Below are 16,250 nucleotides of genomic sequence, written 5' to 3' on the forward strand. Positions count from 1 at the left end.
TCCGCAGTTCAGAGACTATGTGATCAGGTGGGAAGGAAGGGACTGGCCCGGCCGGAATGGGACACGTAAAGAAATTCCGTGGCCCGGGTGCAGGCCACGTACAGCAGGCCGCGTTCCCGCTGCAGGTCGTGCGCCCTGGCGGCCGGGTCCTCGCCGACGGGGGTCAGGGAGCCGGGGTCGGGGACCACGCCGTCGCCGACGCCGATCACCGCGACGCGCCGGAACTCCAGCCCCTTCATGCCGTGCAGTGTCGTCACCCGTACTCCCAGTTCGCGCAGGGCGGCCCGTGCGTCGCGCACGAGGCCGGAGGTCCTGGCGGCCACCGCTATCTCCTCGGGAGGCACACCCTCGTCCACCCACTGTCCCACCTGTGCCACCAGCCCCGTCAGCTCATCCCGTGGAGAATCGTAGGCGCGCACCGCCGGCCGCGGCCCGTAGCGGACGCCCCGGAACCCGTAAAGCTCCTGCACACCCTTGACGAGCCCGTCGGCGGGCCCGCCCCCGCGCAGCCGCACCCCCCACGAGAGGATCTCCCTCGGGAGCCGGTACGACACCCGCAGGCGCTGCCGGACCGCGTCGATGCCGACCGCGTCGAGCGTCACCCGCGTGTCGAAGATGCGCTGGTGCGGGTCGCCCACGATGAACAGGTCGTCGGGGGCGTGCGGCACCGCGGCCCGCAGCAGCCGCCACTGCGCGGGGTGCAGGTCCTGCGCCTCGTCCACCACGATGTGCCGGTACGGCTCCCGCGCCGGCTCGATCTCCTCCAGCAGGTCCCCGGTCGTGCGGCCCAGCAGCGTGGAGGCCTCGGCGGCGAGCTGGAGCAGGGTCCGCCTGCCGCGTTCCCGCAACTGCCCGGTGACGTGCCCGACGGCGTTCCAGACGACGGTCCGCTCCTGCCGCGACAGCTCGACGCTGCGGCCGGGGCGGGGGGCCCGCAGGTACTCCTCCAGGGTCCGCAGGTTCTGCGCCAGCACCACCTGCTCCCACTCGCGCAGCAGGAACGCCGGGCTGTGGCCGGTCCGCGTCTCCTCCCACAGGGTGGTCAGCTCGGTGGCGCCGACCAGCGAGGGCGGACGCCCCTCGGCCTCGGCGACGATGCGGTGGGCCAGCCGGTCGACGTTGCCGACCTCGATCCGCTTGCGGATCACCCCGTCCTCGACCAGCACGTCCAGCCGGGTCGCGAGCTCGGCGCTCAGCCCCTGGGAGAAGGTGACCAGCAGCACCTGCCCCCTGCCCCGGGAGGCCAGGTGGGCGGCCCTGTGCAGGGCGATGAGCGTCTTGCCGGTGCCCGCGCCCCCGGTGACCACCGTCGGCTGGCGGTAGGACTCCCAGTAGGCCAGGCGGCGCTGCGGCGGGTAGAGGAACACGCACCACCCGGGCGCCTCCAGAACCCGGTTCAGCTCGCGCGGGTGGGGGGTGAAGACCGCCCGGTCCGGGCTGCGCGTCAGGGCGGCGCCGAAGTCCTCGGGATTGATCGGCTCGGGGTCGGGGGCGGTCGCGCGGCAGTTCTCCAGCTCCCGCCAGGCCCCGGCCATCGACTCGCCCCGGGCGAGCGCGGCCAGCGGCTCGTACTGCGTGGGGGGCAGCAGCGGCTCCAGGGCCTCCAGGGTGAGCTGGTCGGTGATCTGCCGCACCAGCGGCAGGAACCGGCCGTCGACGCCCAGTTCGGCCAGGTCGCTGTCGCAGATGTCGGAGAACAGCCGCGACGTGGTCGCCTCGGCGGCCCTGCGCACCGCGGGCCTGACCCGGTCCAGCGCCTCGGCGTCCCACATCTCGACCACGCCCAGCGCGGTGTTGACGCCGAACCGGTAGCGCTGCGCGTACGCCCACGCCTCGGCGTCCGGCAGCACGGTCAGCAGCCAGTAGACGTCCCGCTGCCTGACCACCACGCCCCGGTGCCGGTCGGCGAGCCTCAGGGTGGCGACCCTGGGGTCCCTGGCCCCCCTGACCCGCTCCGGGTGCGGCGCGCCCGCCACGTTCTGCAGGAACCGGCGCGCCGCCACCACGACGTCACGGCGCACCGGCTGGTCCAGGGCGGCGAGACCGGCCGGGAACTCGGGGGAGAGGGCGAGGCGGGGCACGGGTCAGGCCAGGAGGGAGAGGAGGTCGCGGTCCCCGCGTTCCCGCAGCCGGGCCAGGAGGTCGGGCAGGGCCGCGGGTCCGCTCATGCCGACCCGGGTGGCGATGACCCGTACGGCCTGCTCGGGGGTGCCGCCCGCCGCGGTGTAGCCCACCAGGCGCAGCGCCCGCGCGGTCGTCCCGATCTCGTCCCCCGCGGCCGGCAGGTGCCTGGCGCGCAGCACCCCCTCGTCCGACAGGGTGAGGAACAGGTGGCTGCCCTCCTTGGCGCCCACGTCCGCGAGCAGCATGCCCAGCGACTCCAGGACCGGCCTGTCCTGCCAGTTGAGGGCCAGCTCGCCGACCGCGCTGCTCACCCTGCGGCCGGTGCCGGGCGCCATCCCGAGGTAGGCGGCGAACCCGCTGGGCAGCGGGCACTCGGTCCCCTGGAGGTGGTCGGCGGTGACGTCGATCCTCAGCCACCAGCGGCCGTCCGGCTGCCGGAAGCAGCGCCGGGTCAGCGAGACGTCCTTCAGCGGGCGGAACGGCGCCTTCGCCGGCTCCCCCGCCGGTTCGGGGTGGTCCGGTCGCTCATCGCCCAGGTGCCCGTTCCCCGGTTCACCGTCGTCCGGCTCCCGGCCGGCCCGTCCGGGGTCTCGTTCCCCGCCGCCTTCCCCGCCGGTGCCGTCGCCGGGCTTCTCCACGGTCAGCGCGGGGGCGCCGCCGGCGCGCTGCGGAGGCCGCTCGCCCGCGCCGAGGATGCGGAGCTGGGGGACGTTCTCCAGCCACTCCTGGGACACCTCGGGGTGGATGCCCAGGGAGGAGACCATGTCGCGGGCCTTGTTGATGGTCAGCGGAGGCTTGGCGCCGCTGATCATGTCGCGGGTGCGGTGCCGGAGCTCGGTGATGTCACCCTCCACCAGCCACTCGTCGACCAGGTGGTACCCGGGCAGGCAGGCCAGCACGAACTGCCAGGCCGGTACGTCGAGCGAGCGCAGCTCCCGGGTGTGCCACTCGGCGGCGTCGATCAGACGCTCCCTGGGCGCGGCCTTGCCCAGGACGTCCTTCACCGCCTCCAGATGCTCCCGGTAGGGGGCGGCCTCGTCGGAGGCGACCCACGCGGCCAGCTCCCGGCGCAGGTCGGCCTCCAGGTCGCGGATCACGTCGGGCCGTACGGCGAAGAGCTTGGCCAGTGCCTCCACGGTCGCCGGGACGTCGCTGAACAGCCTGTTCTGGGCCACGGCCCAGCGCTTGTCCTCGACATCGGCGAAGACGCCGTCCACCAGCGCGTGCAGGCTCGTCACCGGCCGTCCGGACTCCTCGCCCGCGTCCGGCTCGAACCGCTCGTCGTCACCGTCATCGTGGTCGTCACTGTCGTCGGCATCGGCATCGGCATCGGCATCGGCGCCGTCGGTTTCGGCACGGCCGACGTCGGCGACCGGCTCGGGTACGGCCTCCGCCGGATGCGGCGCGTCGCCGGAGGCGGCCCAGAGACGGTCCTCGGGCGCGTTCCCGCCGAGTTCGGCTCCGACCCGGCCTCCGGCCTCGGCTTCGGGTTCGATGTCGTTTCCGGCCCCGGCCCTGGGCTCGGCGTCGAGTGCGGTCCGGGGCTCGGGCTCGGTCTCGCCGGTTCCGTCCTTCGCGGGCGGTTCGGCCCAGAGGGAGGACGCGACCCGCGGAGCCGCCTCGGACCGGCTCCTCTTGGCCGCGGCGGGCCGGAAGAGCGATCCGGGTGCGGCGTCCTCCTCCGCGTCGCGGTCGCGGGAGTCCTGGGCGGACGTGTCGTCGGCCGCGCGTTCCCGCGAGGGGATCACCGGCGCCTCCGCGATCACCGGTGTGGCCTGGACCTCGGGCTCCTCCACCTCCGCCCGAGGCTCCGGAATCTCCACGACCGGCTGAACCGACTCCGCTTCGACCGATTCCGCTTCGACCGATCGCGACTCGACCGATCGCGACTCGACCGATCGCGACTCGACCGGGACCGGTTCGACCGGGACCGATTCCGGCTGAGGCGGGTCCGCGGGAGCAGGCTCCGCCGGGATCACGGAAGACGGAGCCGAGGAACCCCGGACCGCCGCACCCCCATCACCCGCCGGGGCGGAGGCCGCGAGGCGGACGAGGACCGCCGTGAACAGGGTGTGCAGCAGCGGGACGGGCTGGATGAACGGCTGGTCGCGCAGCTCGTGGCCGGTCAGCGCGAGGAGTCCCGGCCAGGACCCGGCCCGGTCGAGGGCGATGGCCGTGCACGGCTCGTCCGCGTCCTCGGGGTCCAGCACGTACAGGGCGGGGAGCACGTCCCCCACCGCCGCGGCGGGCCAGTGCTCCAGGGCGATCGTGGTCAGGACCTCGGCCAGCCTCTCCGGGCCCAGCACGGCGAGCACCCGGGCGACCGGCAGGCTCCGCCACCAAGCGTCCGGTAGGTCAGGCTGATCGCGCAGAAGCGGGATCGTGGCCGCGTCGCTCCAGCGCAGCGGCGGCACGAGGTCACTCAGACAGAAATTCATCCGTTCCCTTCACCAGCCCCTCAAGCCGCCCGAGACACTCCGTGTGGCCGGGGAACGAGACTCATGGAACAGACCATAGTCTGGCAAATCGCCCCGGCGCATAGGGTCGGTTCAGCGGCGTACGGCCGCGAACCTCAACCGCACGTAGTCGGCCATCCAGCCGCTCTCCCGCCGGAGGGCGGGTGCGGCCAGCTCGTTCACCCGGCGGAGCAGCGGGTCGACCGTCTCCGCGGGCACCTCCCGCAGCAGCGGACGCGCGAACATCCGCACCCAGTCGGCGGCGCCGCCCGGACACTCGTCGAGACGTGTCGGCCGGTCGAAGTATTCCAGCAGCCGGACCACGAAGCCGCCCTTCTCGAGGCGGGAGGCGTACTCGGCGGGGGTGGGGAAGTACCACGGCAGGTCGGGCTCGCGCAGCCCGTACTCCCGCCAGGCGGTGGACAGGGCGGCCGTCAGCGCGGCGCAGTTGCCCGCGCCGCCCATCTCCGCCACGAACCGCCCGCCCGGCGTGAGGGCCTCCCGGACGCCGGCGATCACCGCGTCCGGCTCCCGGCCCATCCAGTGCAGGGCCGCGTCGGAGAAGACCGCGTCGTAGGGCCGGGCGACGGTGAAGACGCCGCCCTCGCCGACGACGAAGTCCAGGCCCGGATACTCCGCCCGCGCCTGCTCGATCATCGCCGGCGATCCGTCGATCCCCAGGACGTACGCGCCCCGGGAGGCGATCTCCGCCGTCAGCGTGCCCGTGCCGCAGCCGAGATCCACGACGCGTTCCCCCGGCTGCGGGTCGAGCAGGTCGACGAGGGGGGCACCGTGCGCCGAGACGTACCCGAAGCCGTTGTCGTGTGCGCGAGCGTTCCACCTCATCAAGCTCGGGGTGTCGTATCGCAAGACGATCAGCTCGCATTCTAAGACGTCAACGCCTTTTATCGGTACTCTCCAGACACTTTAGAGCCTCGGGGCAGCCTCGACCCATCAGTCCCACAGGCCCCACCGTCATCCCGCCTCTCTCCCGTGCCCGGCGGTCACCTCACCTTCTTGGCCCACTCCCGCTGGAGGTAGGCGCGCGCCCTGTCGATCTCCGGGACCGTGAGGACCACCGGCCTGGCCTTGACCGGCGGGAGCTTGGCGGCGAGCTCCTCGTTCACGGTGTCGCGCATCTGCATGGCCTCCATCCGGACCGGGCGGGCGTAGCCCTTGAGGAAGAGGTTCTGTCCCCGGTCGGAGAAGAGGAACTCCTGCCACAGCCGGGCCGCGGCCGGGTGCTGGGCCTTCTTGTTGATGGCCTGGATGTAGTACGCGCCGAGGACGGCCTCCTTGGGGACGGTGACCTTCCACCCCTTCCCGGTGGCGGCCCGCTCGACGTTGTGGTAATCCCAGTCGACGACGACCGAGGCCGTCCTGGGGGAGGTGGCGAGGTTGCCCGCGCTCTTGAGGCGCTGGAAGAAGTCCACGCCCCGCTGGACCTGGGCCTCGCCGCCCTGGAGGGAGGCGGCCATCACCCCGTTGAAGGCGGCCGAGACCTCCCTGGGGTCGCCCGGCAGCGAGACGCTGAGGCCCGGCTTGAGCAGGTCGGCGAAGGAGGCCGGGGCGGCGACCCTGGCGGGGTCGTAGCCGATCGACATGTAGCCGCCGTAGGCGGCGTACCAGGCCGCCCTGTGGTCCTTGAGGTGGTCGGGGATGTCGTGCCAGTTCTGGACCCGGTAGGGGGCGAACATGACGGCCTTGTCCACGGCGACGTCCATGCCGAGGTCGAAGACGTCGGGCTTGAGCCGGTCGGCGACCTCGATCTCCCTGGCGCTGTTGGCCTGCGGTTCGAGCTGCTCGACCTTGATGCCGTACTCGTCGCCGAAGGTGTCGATGATCTCGCCGTAGTTCACCCAGTCGCGCGGCAGCGCGATCACCCTGAGTGAGCCCTCCTTCTTGGCCGCCTCCACCAGGCGCTCCATCGTGGAGAACCCCTCCCTCATGGAGGCCGCCTGGGCGTCGATCGGCGGGAGCTGTGCGTTCTGGGTGGCCGGGGCGCCACATCCGGCGATCGCGGTCGCGAGGACCGCGGCGGCGCTGACACGTCTGGTACGTAGGGTCACGGCCCGCATACTGTCCGTCCCCCGGGACGGGGTCGAGCAGCGCGGCCCTTTCCATCGGACGGCTTACACGTGTCTTGGCGAGCGGCTTACCCGCCGGTCCCCGCCGCCCCGCCCGGGACCCGGCCGGGAGGCCGTTCCGGGACGACCTTCGCGGCGGCCAGCGTCTCCTCGGCGATCTCCACCAGGGTGCCGTCGCGCTTGCGCACGCCGAGCACGCCGTCCCGCCAGAACTCCAGCTCGCCCACGGCGTCGCGGAACCCCTCGGGGATCCTTCTCCGGGTGGTGACCCTTTTGCCGACGTCGGAAGGGGTTAGGGTGATGTTCAGTCGAGCACTGAAACCAAGGGCCATCGACTTTTGCCCCCTCCCGTTTCAGACATGTGGCAGGCACGGCAATACTAGGGCTTAGCAACCCGCGGTCGAAGTCGTGCCTAGGTGCGTAAAGAAGAAGGAGCCCGAGGTGACCTACGTCATCGCGCAGCCTTGCGTGGACGTCCTGGACAAGGCGTGCATCGAGGAGTGCCCCGTCGATTGCATCTACGAGGGTGAGCGGATGCTCTACATCCACCCCGACGAATGCGTCGACTGCGGCGCGTGCGAGCCCGTCTGCCCGGTAGAGGCGATCTTCTACGAGGACGACCTTCCGGAGCAGTGGAAAGACTTCTACAAGGCGAACGTGGACTTCTTCGAGGACATGGGGTCGCCGGGCGGCGCCTCCAAGGTCGGCAAGATCGAGAAGGACCACCCGGTCGTCGCGGCCCTGCCCCCGCAGGCCGAGAGCCACTAGTGGCCGTGCCGGAGGGGGAGGACGTGCTTCCCCTCCGGCACGCGCCGCCGGTCCGGCACGCGCCCCGCGCCACCGGCCCGCCCCCGTGCCGCCGGTCCGCCGGGTGCTCCCGTCCCGGCACGCGCCACCGGTCGCGATCCGATCCAGCGAGAGACGACGGCTGATCCCGATGCACGCCATTCCCGTCCGGCTCCACGCCCCGAGCATCCCGGCGAGGTCACGATGACCGCCCTGCCCGACTTCCCGTGGGACCGGCTCGTCCCGTTCAAGAAGCAGGCGGCGGCGCATCCCGGCGGGATCGTCGACCTGTCGGTGGGCACGCCCGTCGACCCGGTGCCCGCCGTCGTGCGCCAGGCCCTCGCGGACGCCTCCGACAGCCCTGGGTACCCGCTGACCTACGGCACCGAGCGACTGCGCTCGGCCGCGGCCGGATGGCTGCGCCGCAGGCACGGCGTGCTCCTGGACCAGGCGAACGTGCTGCCGCTGATCGGTTCCAAGGAGTTCGTGGCCTGGCTGCCGACCCTGCTCGGCGTCCGCCCGGGCGAGCGGGTGATCTTCCCCGAGCTGGCCTACCCCACCTACGACGTGGGCGCGCGCCTCGCGCACGCCGAGCCGTACGCCACCGACGGCCTGCTCGCGCTCGGACCCGAGCGGGTGCCGCTGGTCTGGGTGAACTCCCCCTCCAACCCGACCGGCAGGGTCCTGCCCGCCGAGCACCTGCGCAAGGTCGTCGCGTGGGCGCGCGAGCGCGGCGCGGTCGTGGCCTCCGACGAGTGCTACATCGAGCTGGGCTGGGAGGAGACGCCGATCTCGATCCTGCACCCGGACGTCTGCGGCGGCTCGCACGAGGGCCTGATCGCCGTGCACTCGCTCTCCAAGCGCTCCAACCTGGCCGGTTACCGGGCCGGGTTCGCCGCGGGCGACCCCGCGCTGATCGCGCGGCTGCTGGAGGTGCGCAAGCACGCCGGCATGATCGTGCCGGCGCCGGTCCAGGCGGCCATGACCGCCGCCCTCGACGACGACGAGCACGCCGAGGAGCAGCGGGTCCGCTACGCGGCCCGGCGCGCCGCGCTCCGTCCCGCCCTGGAGAAGGCCGGCTGGAAGATCGAGCATTCCACCGCCGGTCTGTACCTGTGGGCCTCCGACGGGAGGGCCTGCTGGGATCAGGTCCGTGCCCTGGCCGAGCGGGGAATCCTGGTGGCTCCGGGCGACTTCTACGGCACCGCCGGGGAGCGGCACGTCAGGATCGCCATGACAGCCGGTGACGAACGCATCAGTGCGGCGGTGCGCCGCCTCCAGTAGGATCGCGCGGCATGACCCCTGCGGTCGCCGTGATACTCGGCCTGAGCGTCGCCACGATCGTCCTGCTGCTCGTCGCGTTCTTCACGACGACCCGCCAGGACAGGAACGGTCGTGCTCAGGAGTCCTCCGGCGAGACACCTGCCCCCGCGGTCAAGGCCGCGCCACTGCCCGCACCGACCGCGGGCCGCGTCGGCATCGACTACCCCGACCCCCGCACGATCAAGGTCGGCGACACGATCGAGTGCCAGGGGGTGCGCAGCCGCGTCCTCGGCGCCCTGTACCTGTCCTGGCAGGGCAAGCAGTGGACCGAGTACCTCCTCGACGACGGCGCCCGCCGCTACCAGTGGCTCTCGATCGAGATGCGCGACGGCACGGCCGCCGGTGAGCCGCCGCACCTGGAGGTGCTGCTGTGGACGCCGGTGCCCGCCGAGGGGATGATCCCCGCCAAGGCCACGCTGAGCGTCGAGGGCGTCGACTTCTTCCCGGTCGACCGCGGGACCTCGGCCTTCCGCGGCGAGGGGGTGACCTCGATGCCCGAGCGGGGACTGCTGGAGTTCGCCGACTACCGGGCCGCCGACGGCCGCCTGCTCAGCTTCGAACGCCTCCAGGGCCAGCCCTGGACCTCCTCGTACGCCCAGCCGCTGGCCCCCGGGACGATCAGCATCGAGTCGAAGGGCTGAACCGGCCCCGGGGCGGCCGGTCCTCGACGTCCGCGCGGTCCTCGCGGTCCTCGACGTTCGCGTGATCCTCAGGATCCTCGGAGTCCTCAGGGTTCCCGGGGTTCCCGGGGTTCCCGGGGTCCTCGCGGCCCCGGCGTCAGGAGATCCGCACCTTCCCGGCGGTGAACCGGGTGTCGGCCTTCCAGCCGTCGTGGCCGTCCACCGACACCCATGCCCGGCCGTCGTAGCCCACCCTCGCGAGCCCGAACTCCCTGGCGTGGGCGACCGCCCAGGAGGCCACCAGCCAGCCCCGGCCGCGCGAGGGCGCCTCGAACGCCGTCCCTGGCCCCAGCGCCCTGCCGAGCCTGCGCGCCGCCTCCCGGGTGTCGGGCAGCACCGTCTTGCCCGTGGGGGCCGGGTACCAGCAGTGCACCGCCCCGGGGACACGTCCGGTGAACGCCGCGGCCAGGATCTTCCCGTCCTCCTCGTGCTGGGCGTACGCCGACCCGTCGGCGGAGCGCTGCACCTCCTGGGCCGCCTCGTGCAGCGGCATCTTCCGGTAGTTCCTCACCTTCACCAGCGCGGCGAAGAACTTCCCGGCGGAGTAGACCGGGTCGATGAGCTGGTCGGGCCTGCCCCACCCCTGCGAGGGCCGCTGCTGGAACGCCCCGACGGAGTCACGGTCGCCGCCCTCCAGGTTCTCCAGCTTCGACTCCTGGATCGCGGTGGCGTACGCGATCACGACGGCCCGCTCGGGCAGCTTCCTGCGCGCCGCCACGGCCGCGATCACCGCGGCCACCTTGGCCTGCTCGATGTCCAGGTCCAGCGTGCCCGCCGGGGTCGTGACCGTGCACCCGTCGCCGAGATCGACCAGTGGCGTGACCCTTCTGAGGAGAAAGAACAGGCCCGCGGTGACCGCCACCACGAGCACGACGACGATCACGATGATCGCGATGATCCCTTTTGAGAACGGCCGTTGCACGGTCAAGAACCTACAGGCCCCAGCGATTGCCCGGTCTGGTCGAAGACCGTGAACACTAGGCTCCGGGCCATGACCCAGAGCGATGCCAGCCCGCTGCCCGCGGCCGTCGACGAGCTGTGGTGGCGCCGGGACGAGCTCAGCCCCGCCGACGGCCGGGCCCGCGCGGTCGTGGTGAACGCGGTCGACATGCTCGACAGCGGCAAGGCCCGGGTGGCCACGGTCTCCCGGACCGGCGAGGTGGTCGTGGACGAGCGTGCCCGGCGGGCCGTCGCCCTGGCGTTCCGGGTCCTCGGCCTGGCCAGGTCCCAGGTGGGCGACTTCCACCACCGCGACCGCGTCCCGCTCAAGACCGCCGTGGACGGGGTGCGCGTGGTGCCCGGTGCCATCGCCCGCTGGGGCGCCTACCTGGCGCCCGGCGTGGTGCTGATGCCCTCGTTCGTCGACATCGGCGCCCACGTGGACGAGGGCAGCACGGTGGAGACGTGGGTCTCGATCGGCTCGTGCGCCCAGATCGGCAGGAACGTCCACCTGTCCGCGGGGGTCGGCGTGGGGGAGGCCGCCTGCCGTGACGGCTCGGAGGACCCCGAGGCCCTCGGGGAGCGTCCGGCGGCGGCGCCCGTGGTCGTCGAGGACGGGGCGCTGATCGGAGGCCGGGCGGTGATCTCCGAGGGGGCCCGCGTCGGACGGGGCGCCGTGGTCGGCGCCGGGACGATCCTGTCGGGCTCGACCCCGATCGTGGACGTGCGGACGGGCGAGGAGGTGGCCAGGGGCCGCGTCCCCGACTGGTGCGTGGCGGTCGGGGGGACCCGCAGCCGCGAGTTCGCCGGAGGCGCCTTCGGCGTGCGCTGCGTCCTGCTGCTGGAACGCCTGGAGGAGGGCCACAGACCCGGCCGGGCGGAACTGGGACGGATCCTGCACGGACACGGACAGGACCACGGGCACGGATAGGGTCGCGGGCATGAGTACGCGTCTGGATCTCACGCAGGATGTCGGAGAGCTCACCGCCCGGATCGTGGACGTCGAGTCGGTCAGCGGCGGCGAGAGGGCGCTCGCCGACGCCGTGGAGGAGGCCCTGCGCCCGCTGCCGCACCTGACGGTCGAGCGCGACGGCGAGTCGGTCGTGGCCCGCACCGGCCTGGGCCGCGCCGAGCGGGTGGTGATCGCCGGGCACCTCGACACCGTCCCCGTCGCCGGCAACCTGCCCTCCCGCGTGGAGGACGGCCTGCTGTACGGGTGCGGCACCACGGACATGAAGTCCGGCGTCGCGGTGGCGCTGAAACTGGCCGCCGCGCTCCCGGGACCGAGCAGGGACGTGACGTACGTCTTCTACGACTGCGAGGAGATCGAGGCCGAGCGCAACGGCCTGCTCCGGCTCAGCCGCACCCGACCCGACCTGCTCGCCGGGGACTTCGCGGTGCTCATGGAGCCCACCGACGGCACGATCGAGGGCGGCTGCCAGGGCACGCTCCGGGCGCAGGTCGTCACCCGGGGCAAGCGTGCGCACAGCGCCAGGTCCTGGTTCGGGGTCAACGCGATCCACGCCGCCGAACCGGTGCTCGCCCTGCTGAACGCGTACCGGGCCAGGCGTCCGGTGGTCGACGGGCTGGAGTACCACGAGGGCCTGAACGCGGTCGGGATCGGCGGGGGCGTCGCGGGCAACGTGATCCCCGACGAGTGCGTGGTGACCGTGAACTACCGGTTCGCCCCCGACCTCTCGCTGGAGGCCGCCAGGGAGCACGTGAACGAGGTGTTCGAGGGGTTCGAGGTCCGCTTCACCGACGGCGCCGCCGCCGCGAGGCCCGGCCTGAACCATCCGGTGGCGGCGGCCTTCGTCGAGGCCGTCGGCGGCACGCCGCGGGCCAAGCTCGGCTGGACCGACGTCTCGCTCTTCTCCGGCCTCGGCGTGCCCGCGGTCAACTACGGCCCCGGGGACCCGAACCTGGCCCACCAGCGGGGGGAGTACGTCGCGCTGGAGAAGATCGCCGACTGCGAGCGCAGGATGCTCGACTGGCTCTCCTGAGCGACGGGCCGGTGGCCGAACCGGAGGGGCCGGCGGGTGGGCGCTCCGGGCCGGACGGGCGGGGCCGCACCCCGGGCACACATGAAAGTGGCTTTCCTCGCCGGCCATTGGCGGGGAAAGCCACTTTCAGTCCCGAGCAGCACCCTCGGCAGTTAGACGTGACCTCGTCAAAGTCCGGTTCCACGTTTTCACGGAGATTTTTCAAGATTTTTCCAAGGAGTGCCCCGGGAGCGGCAGTACGGTGACCGGCATGAAGAAAAAGCGTCCAGAACGTCGTCAGGGGGCCGCCGTGGTCCGCGGCGATCTCGTCTCCGACTCCACCCATGACCAGCGGCTTCTCGACCGGAGAGGGCCCGCCGACTGGCTGCACATGGACCCGTGGCGGGTGCTGCGCATCCAGGCCGAGTTCGTGGAGGGCTTCGGCCAGCTCGCCGAGCTGCCCCAGGCGGTGACCGTCTTCGGCTCCGCGCGTACCCCCGCGGGCACCCCCGAGTACGAGATGGGCGTCGAGCTCGGCCGCAAACTGTCCCAGGCGGGCTACGCCGTGATCACCGGTGGCGGCCCGGGCTGCATGGAGGCCGCCAACAAGGGGGCGGTCGAGGCGGACGGCGTCTCGGTCGGCCTGGGCATCGAGCTCCCCTTCGAGCAGAGCATGAACGAGTACGTCGACCTCGGTATCGAGTTCCGCTACTTCTTCGTCCGCAAGACCATGTTCGTGAAGTACTCCTGCGGCTTCGTCACGCTGCCCGGCGGGTTCGGCACCATGGACGAGCTGTTCGAGGCGCTCACCCTGGTCCAGACCCAGAAGGTCACCTCCTTCCCGGTGGTGCTGATGGGCACCGAGTTCTGGGGCGGCCTGGTCGACTGGATCGGGAAGACCCTGGTGGACACCGGCAAGATCTCCCCGGCCGACCTGAACCTGATCCACGTCACCGACGACGTGGACGAGGCCGTCCGGATCATCGTGGAGGCCGACGGCGACCGGGGCGGGCGGCGGGAGGACGAGCGCAGATCCACCATGACCACGGTCGGCGACGCCGAATAGGCTGTCGGCGTGTTCATCTGTGTGTTTCTCGCATCGAGTCAGAGGATCGACAAGAAGTACCTGGAGCTGGCCGAGCAGGTGGGGACCGAGCTCGCCGCGCGCGGCCACTCCCTGGTGAGCGGCGGGGCCACGGTCTCCTGCATGGGCGCGGTGGCCCGTGCCGCCCGCGCGGGCGGAGCCCACACCGTGGGGGTGATCCCCCAGGCGCTGGTCGACATCGAGATCGCGGACGAGGAGTCCGACGAGATGGTCGTCACCACCGACATGAGGGAGCGCAAGGGCGTCATGGACGCCCGCTCGGACGCGTTCCTGGTGCTGCCGGGGGGCATCGGCACGCTGGAGGAGCTCTTCGAGATCTGGACCGCCCGCACCCTCGGCCTGCACGACAAGCCGCTGGTGCTGCTCGACCCGTGGGGCCTCTACGCCCCGCTGCGCGAGCTGGTCGAGAACATGGAGGAGGCGGGCTTCACCCGTCCGAACGTCTTCGACGCCATCTCCTGGGCCACCACGATCGAGGAGGCGTTCGCGCTGCTGGAGAAGAGGACCAGGCACCTGGAGCCGAGTCCCGAGGAGCTAGGCGAGGCCACGGCGGGTTAGCGCGGGCGGGCGCCGCCCGGCGAGCGACTCGGTCATCTCCACCGCGAGCCGCACCTGCACGGGGCGTTCCGTACGGAAGACGCGGGCGCCGAGCCAGGCGCAGATCGAGGCCGCGGTGAGCTCCGCGGCCTCGGCGTCCGGCCCGCCGTCCGGCCCGTCGTACGAGGGGACCCCGGCCAGCCGGGCGGGGACGACCGCCACGGTGTGCCCGGCGCGGACGAGCTCCTCGACCTCCCCGATCGAACGGGCCCAGGTCCAGCCGGGATCGTCCTCGTTCCCGGGGGTCCCGGCGTTCCCGGGGTCCTCGGCGTTCCCGGGGTCCTCGGGACCGAGCACGACGGGAGGCGCGCCCGGCCCGGACGCGGGGACGGCCGGGTCCTCGGGGCGCGACGACCGTCCGGCCGTCGCGATCTCCCCGCCGGAGGAGTGCGCGGTCCACCGGCCCGCCACCTCGGCGGACGCGGGCGGCGGGTTGCTCTCTTGGGGCAACGGAGGAGTCACGACCTGATCCTAGGTCAGTGGACTTGTGGCACGATTCGTATGTGCTGGTCGTCTTAGCCCTCGCTGCCATAGCCGTGATCGCCGGTGTGACGGTGGTCGCCATGGGGCGGGGAGGTGAACTCAAGGAGTTCCCTCCCGATGTGCCCCCCCTGAACCTGCCCGAGGCGGGTCAGCTCGGCGCGGTCGACTTCATGGCCCTGCAACTTCCGGTGAGCCTCGTCGGCTATCACACGGAGAGCGTCGACGAGACGCTCAACCGGGTCGCCGGAGCGCTGAGCGAGCGCGACACCAGGATCGCCGTGCTGGAGCAGCGGGTGTCCGAGCTGCTCGCCGGCAAGCTCCAGGCCCGCCACGAGCTCACCCCGGGGCCGCCGATGCCCGCGCGCCCCGGCCGCGAGGCGCCCTACGAGCTCTCCGGGACGAGCGGGTACGGGGCGAGCGAGGAGCTTTCCAACGGGCCGGCCGTCGCCGAGGACACGTGGCGGCGGCCGAAGTCACCCGAACCGGGAAACTTCGCCCGCCCCACCGAGGACCCCACCCCGACGGACCCGACCCCCTCGGCCTCCCCGACCTCCTCCTCGGACCCGACCCCCTCGGCCTCCCCGGACCAGGTCCCCTCGGTCGGCTCGGGCTCGGTGACCGATTCGGACGCCTTGACCGATCCGAGCCTCGCAACCCGTCCGAATGCTGCGGCCGACGCGGATTCGACGGCCGACTCGCGCACGGTCCCCGTGACCGGCACGGTCCCCGTGACCGGCCCGGACCTCGTGACCGGTCCGGACCCTGTGACCGATTCGGACTCCACCCCGGTCTCGGGGGTCCGCTCGGTCTCCCGACCCGCTCCGGTCCCGGACTCCGCCCCGGCCCCGGACCCGGTTCCGGACGCCGTCCGGGTGCCCGATTCCACCGGACGCCCGGACGGGGACCGTCCCGAGCGGGAGCGTCCGGAGGCGGAGGGGACGCGGTGAGCACCGTCGACGGCGAGGACGTCCGGGACGTCGTGAACCCCGCCGGGGCGGAACTCGTCCGCTGCGGCTGGGTGACCTCGGCTCCCGACTACATCGACTACCACGACCGGGAGTGGGGCCGTCCGGTCACCGGTGACGACCAGGTGTTCGAGAGGATCACGCTGGAGGCGTTCCAGTCGGGCCTGTCGTGGATCACGATCCTGCGCAAGCGGGAGAACTTCCGGGCGGCCTTCGCCGGGTTCTCCCTCCCGGCCGTGGCCGCCTTCGGCGACGAGGACGTCACCCGCCTGCTCGGTGACGCGGGCATCATCCGCAACCGGGCCAAGATCGAGGCGACGATCGCCAACGCGCGGGCCGCGCTCGGTCTCGGCCTGTCCGACCTCGTCTGGGGGCACGCCGACCCCGGCGCGCCCGTGCCCGCGACCCTGGCGGACGTGCCCGCCCAGACCCCGGGCTCCAAGGCGCTGGCCAAGGAGCTCAAGTCGCACGGCTTCCGCTTCGTCGGCCCGACCACCGCCTACGCGCTGATGCAGGCCATCGGCCTGGTCGACGACCACGTGGCCGACTGCTGGACGCGCCGGGGCCGGTGAGGGCCGGGGCTCCGGCGGCCCCCGGCCTCCGGCGCCCCCGGACCTCGACCTCCCGGGTCCCCGGAAGCCCGGCTGCTCCTCCCGGTTTCCCCGGACCTCGACCTCTCGGCGTCTCCGGATGACCGGCCGTTCCTCCCGGTTTATCCGGACC

At 72.6% G+C, this 16,250-nt stretch carries 16 protein-coding genes; 9 read left to right on the plus strand and 7 right to left on the minus strand.

The genetic code is table 11. The annotated features are described in order from the left end of the window. Positions 1 to 23 precede the first annotated feature (23 nt). The 5 genes from ACLQ2R_RS28325 to ACLQ2R_RS28345 all read right to left on the minus strand — a co-directional run bounded on the left by ACLQ2R_RS28325 (position 24) and on the right by ACLQ2R_RS28345 (position 6,999). The gene (locus ACLQ2R_RS28325; protein ID WP_425963795.1) at positions 24 to 2,081 is read right to left on the minus strand and encodes a UvrD-helicase domain-containing protein; all 2,058 of its coding nucleotides are present in this window, start codon (positions 2,079 to 2,081) and stop codon (positions 24 to 26) included. A 3-nt stretch (positions 2,082 to 2,084) separates the two neighbouring features. Beyond that, on the minus strand, positions 2,085 to 4,562 hold the full coding sequence (locus ACLQ2R_RS28330; RefSeq protein WP_425963797.1) for a hypothetical protein: 2,478 nt from the start codon (positions 4,560 to 4,562) through the stop codon (positions 2,085 to 2,087). Positions 4,563 to 4,673: 111 nt separating this feature from the next. Continuing rightward, on the minus strand, positions 4,674 to 5,426 hold the full coding sequence (locus ACLQ2R_RS28335; RefSeq protein WP_425963799.1) for a class I SAM-dependent methyltransferase: 753 nt from the start codon (positions 5,424 to 5,426) through the stop codon (positions 4,674 to 4,676). Between the two features lie 158 nt (positions 5,427 to 5,584). Beyond that, a complete protein-coding gene (locus ACLQ2R_RS28340; RefSeq protein ID WP_425963801.1) occupies positions 5,585 to 6,649 on the minus strand; it encodes an ABC transporter substrate-binding protein in 1,065 nt (354 codons plus the stop codon). An 86-nt stretch (positions 6,650 to 6,735) separates the two neighbouring features. After that, entirely contained in the window at positions 6,736 to 6,999 is a 264-nt protein-coding gene (locus tag ACLQ2R_RS28345; RefSeq protein ID WP_425963803.1) for a hypothetical protein, read from the minus strand. 109 nt (positions 7,000 to 7,108) lie between these two features. Between ACLQ2R_RS28345 and fdxA the strand changes: the two genes are divergently transcribed. From fdxA to ACLQ2R_RS28360, 3 genes are all read left to right on the plus strand, one after another. Continuing rightward, positions 7,109 to 7,435, plus strand: a complete 327-nt coding sequence (gene fdxA, locus ACLQ2R_RS28350; protein WP_386244006.1) for a ferredoxin — start codon at positions 7,109 to 7,111, stop codon at positions 7,433 to 7,435. Positions 7,436 to 7,657: 222 nt separating this feature from the next. Beyond that, a complete protein-coding gene (dapC, locus tag ACLQ2R_RS28355) occupies positions 7,658 to 8,737 on the plus strand; it encodes a succinyldiaminopimelate transaminase (RefSeq protein WP_425963805.1) in 1,080 nt (359 codons plus the stop codon). Between the two features lie 11 nt (positions 8,738 to 8,748). Then, positions 8,749 to 9,417: a DUF4178 domain-containing protein gene (locus ACLQ2R_RS28360; RefSeq protein ID WP_425963807.1), complete on the plus strand. Its 669-nt coding sequence runs from the start codon at positions 8,749 to 8,751 to the stop codon at positions 9,415 to 9,417. Positions 9,418 to 9,553: 136 nt separating this feature from the next. On the opposite strand, the gene ACLQ2R_RS28365 is transcribed toward ACLQ2R_RS28360, so the two are convergent. Next, positions 9,554 to 10,378, minus strand: a complete 825-nt coding sequence (locus ACLQ2R_RS28365; protein WP_425963809.1) for a hypothetical protein — start codon at positions 10,376 to 10,378, stop codon at positions 9,554 to 9,556. Between the two features lie 69 nt (positions 10,379 to 10,447). Here ACLQ2R_RS28365 and ACLQ2R_RS28370 point away from each other — a divergent pair, with 69 nt between their 5' ends. The 4 genes from ACLQ2R_RS28370 (at position 10,448) to ACLQ2R_RS28385 (ending at position 14,040) form a co-directional block, all read left to right on the plus strand. Next, entirely contained in the window at positions 10,448 to 11,326 is an 879-nt protein-coding gene (locus tag ACLQ2R_RS28370; protein WP_425963810.1) for a 2,3,4,5-tetrahydropyridine-2,6-dicarboxylate N-succinyltransferase, read from the plus strand. 10 nt (positions 11,327 to 11,336) lie between these two features. Then, positions 11,337 to 12,398, plus strand: coding sequence for a succinyl-diaminopimelate desuccinylase (gene dapE, locus ACLQ2R_RS28375; RefSeq protein ID WP_425963812.1), 1,062 nt, complete (start codon positions 11,337 to 11,339; stop codon positions 12,396 to 12,398). Positions 12,399 to 12,648: 250 nt separating this feature from the next. Continuing rightward, complete coding sequence (locus ACLQ2R_RS28380; RefSeq protein WP_425963813.1) at positions 12,649 to 13,443, plus strand: TIGR00730 family Rossman fold protein; 795 nt, start codon at positions 12,649 to 12,651, stop codon at positions 13,441 to 13,443. A 9-nt stretch (positions 13,444 to 13,452) separates the two neighbouring features. Continuing rightward, positions 13,453 to 14,040: a TIGR00730 family Rossman fold protein gene (locus ACLQ2R_RS28385; RefSeq protein WP_425963814.1), complete on the plus strand. Its 588-nt coding sequence runs from the start codon at positions 13,453 to 13,455 to the stop codon at positions 14,038 to 14,040. Here the strand turns inward: ACLQ2R_RS28385 and ACLQ2R_RS28390 are convergent. Continuing rightward, the gene (locus ACLQ2R_RS28390) at positions 14,017 to 14,541 is read right to left on the minus strand and encodes a hypothetical protein (protein ID WP_425963816.1); all 525 of its coding nucleotides are present in this window, start codon (positions 14,539 to 14,541) and stop codon (positions 14,017 to 14,019) included. The genes ACLQ2R_RS28385 and ACLQ2R_RS28390 overlap by 24 nt on opposite strands. Positions 14,542 to 14,582: 41 nt before the next feature. On the opposite strand from ACLQ2R_RS28390, the gene ACLQ2R_RS28395 reads away from it, so the two are divergent. After that, entirely contained in the window at positions 14,583 to 15,509 is a 927-nt protein-coding gene (locus ACLQ2R_RS28395; protein WP_425963818.1) for a hypothetical protein, read from the plus strand. Then, entirely contained in the window at positions 15,506 to 16,099 is a 594-nt protein-coding gene (locus tag ACLQ2R_RS28400; RefSeq protein ID WP_425963820.1) for a DNA-3-methyladenine glycosylase I, read from the plus strand. Before ACLQ2R_RS28395 ends, ACLQ2R_RS28400 begins: the two co-directional genes overlap by 4 nt. The last annotated feature ends 151 nt before the right edge of the window (positions 16,100 to 16,250 follow it).

Source organism: Streptosporangium sp. DT93, assembly GCF_049844535.1.
Lineage (GTDB): Bacteria > Actinomycetota > Actinomycetes > Streptosporangiales > Streptosporangiaceae > Streptosporangium.

What these genes read in the sequence shown, in the direction of transcription:
- ACLQ2R_RS28330 (WP_425963797.1), bottom strand. Translation starts at nt 4,562, where the DNA reads ATGAATTTCTGTCTGAGTGACCTCGTGCCGCCGCTGCGCTGGAGCGAC.
- ACLQ2R_RS28335 (WP_425963799.1), bottom strand. Translation starts at nt 5,426, where the DNA reads ATGAGGTGGAACGCTCGCGCACACGACAACGGCTTCGGGTACGTCTCG.
- ACLQ2R_RS28345 (WP_425963803.1), bottom strand. Translation starts at nt 6,999, where the DNA reads ATGGCCCTTGGTTTCAGTGCTCGACTGAACATCACCCTAACCCCTTCC.
- dapC (WP_425963805.1), top strand. Translation starts at nt 7,658, where the DNA reads ATGACCGCCCTGCCCGACTTCCCGTGGGACCGGCTCGTCCCGTTCAAG.
- ACLQ2R_RS28360 (WP_425963807.1), top strand. Translation starts at nt 8,749, where the DNA reads ATGACCCCTGCGGTCGCCGTGATACTCGGCCTGAGCGTCGCCACGATC.
- ACLQ2R_RS28370 (WP_425963810.1), top strand. Translation starts at nt 10,448, where the DNA reads ATGACCCAGAGCGATGCCAGCCCGCTGCCCGCGGCCGTCGACGAGCTG.
- dapE (WP_425963812.1), top strand. Translation starts at nt 11,337, where the DNA reads ATGAGTACGCGTCTGGATCTCACGCAGGATGTCGGAGAGCTCACCGCC.
- ACLQ2R_RS28380 (WP_425963813.1), top strand. Translation starts at nt 12,649, where the DNA reads ATGAAGAAAAAGCGTCCAGAACGTCGTCAGGGGGCCGCCGTGGTCCGC.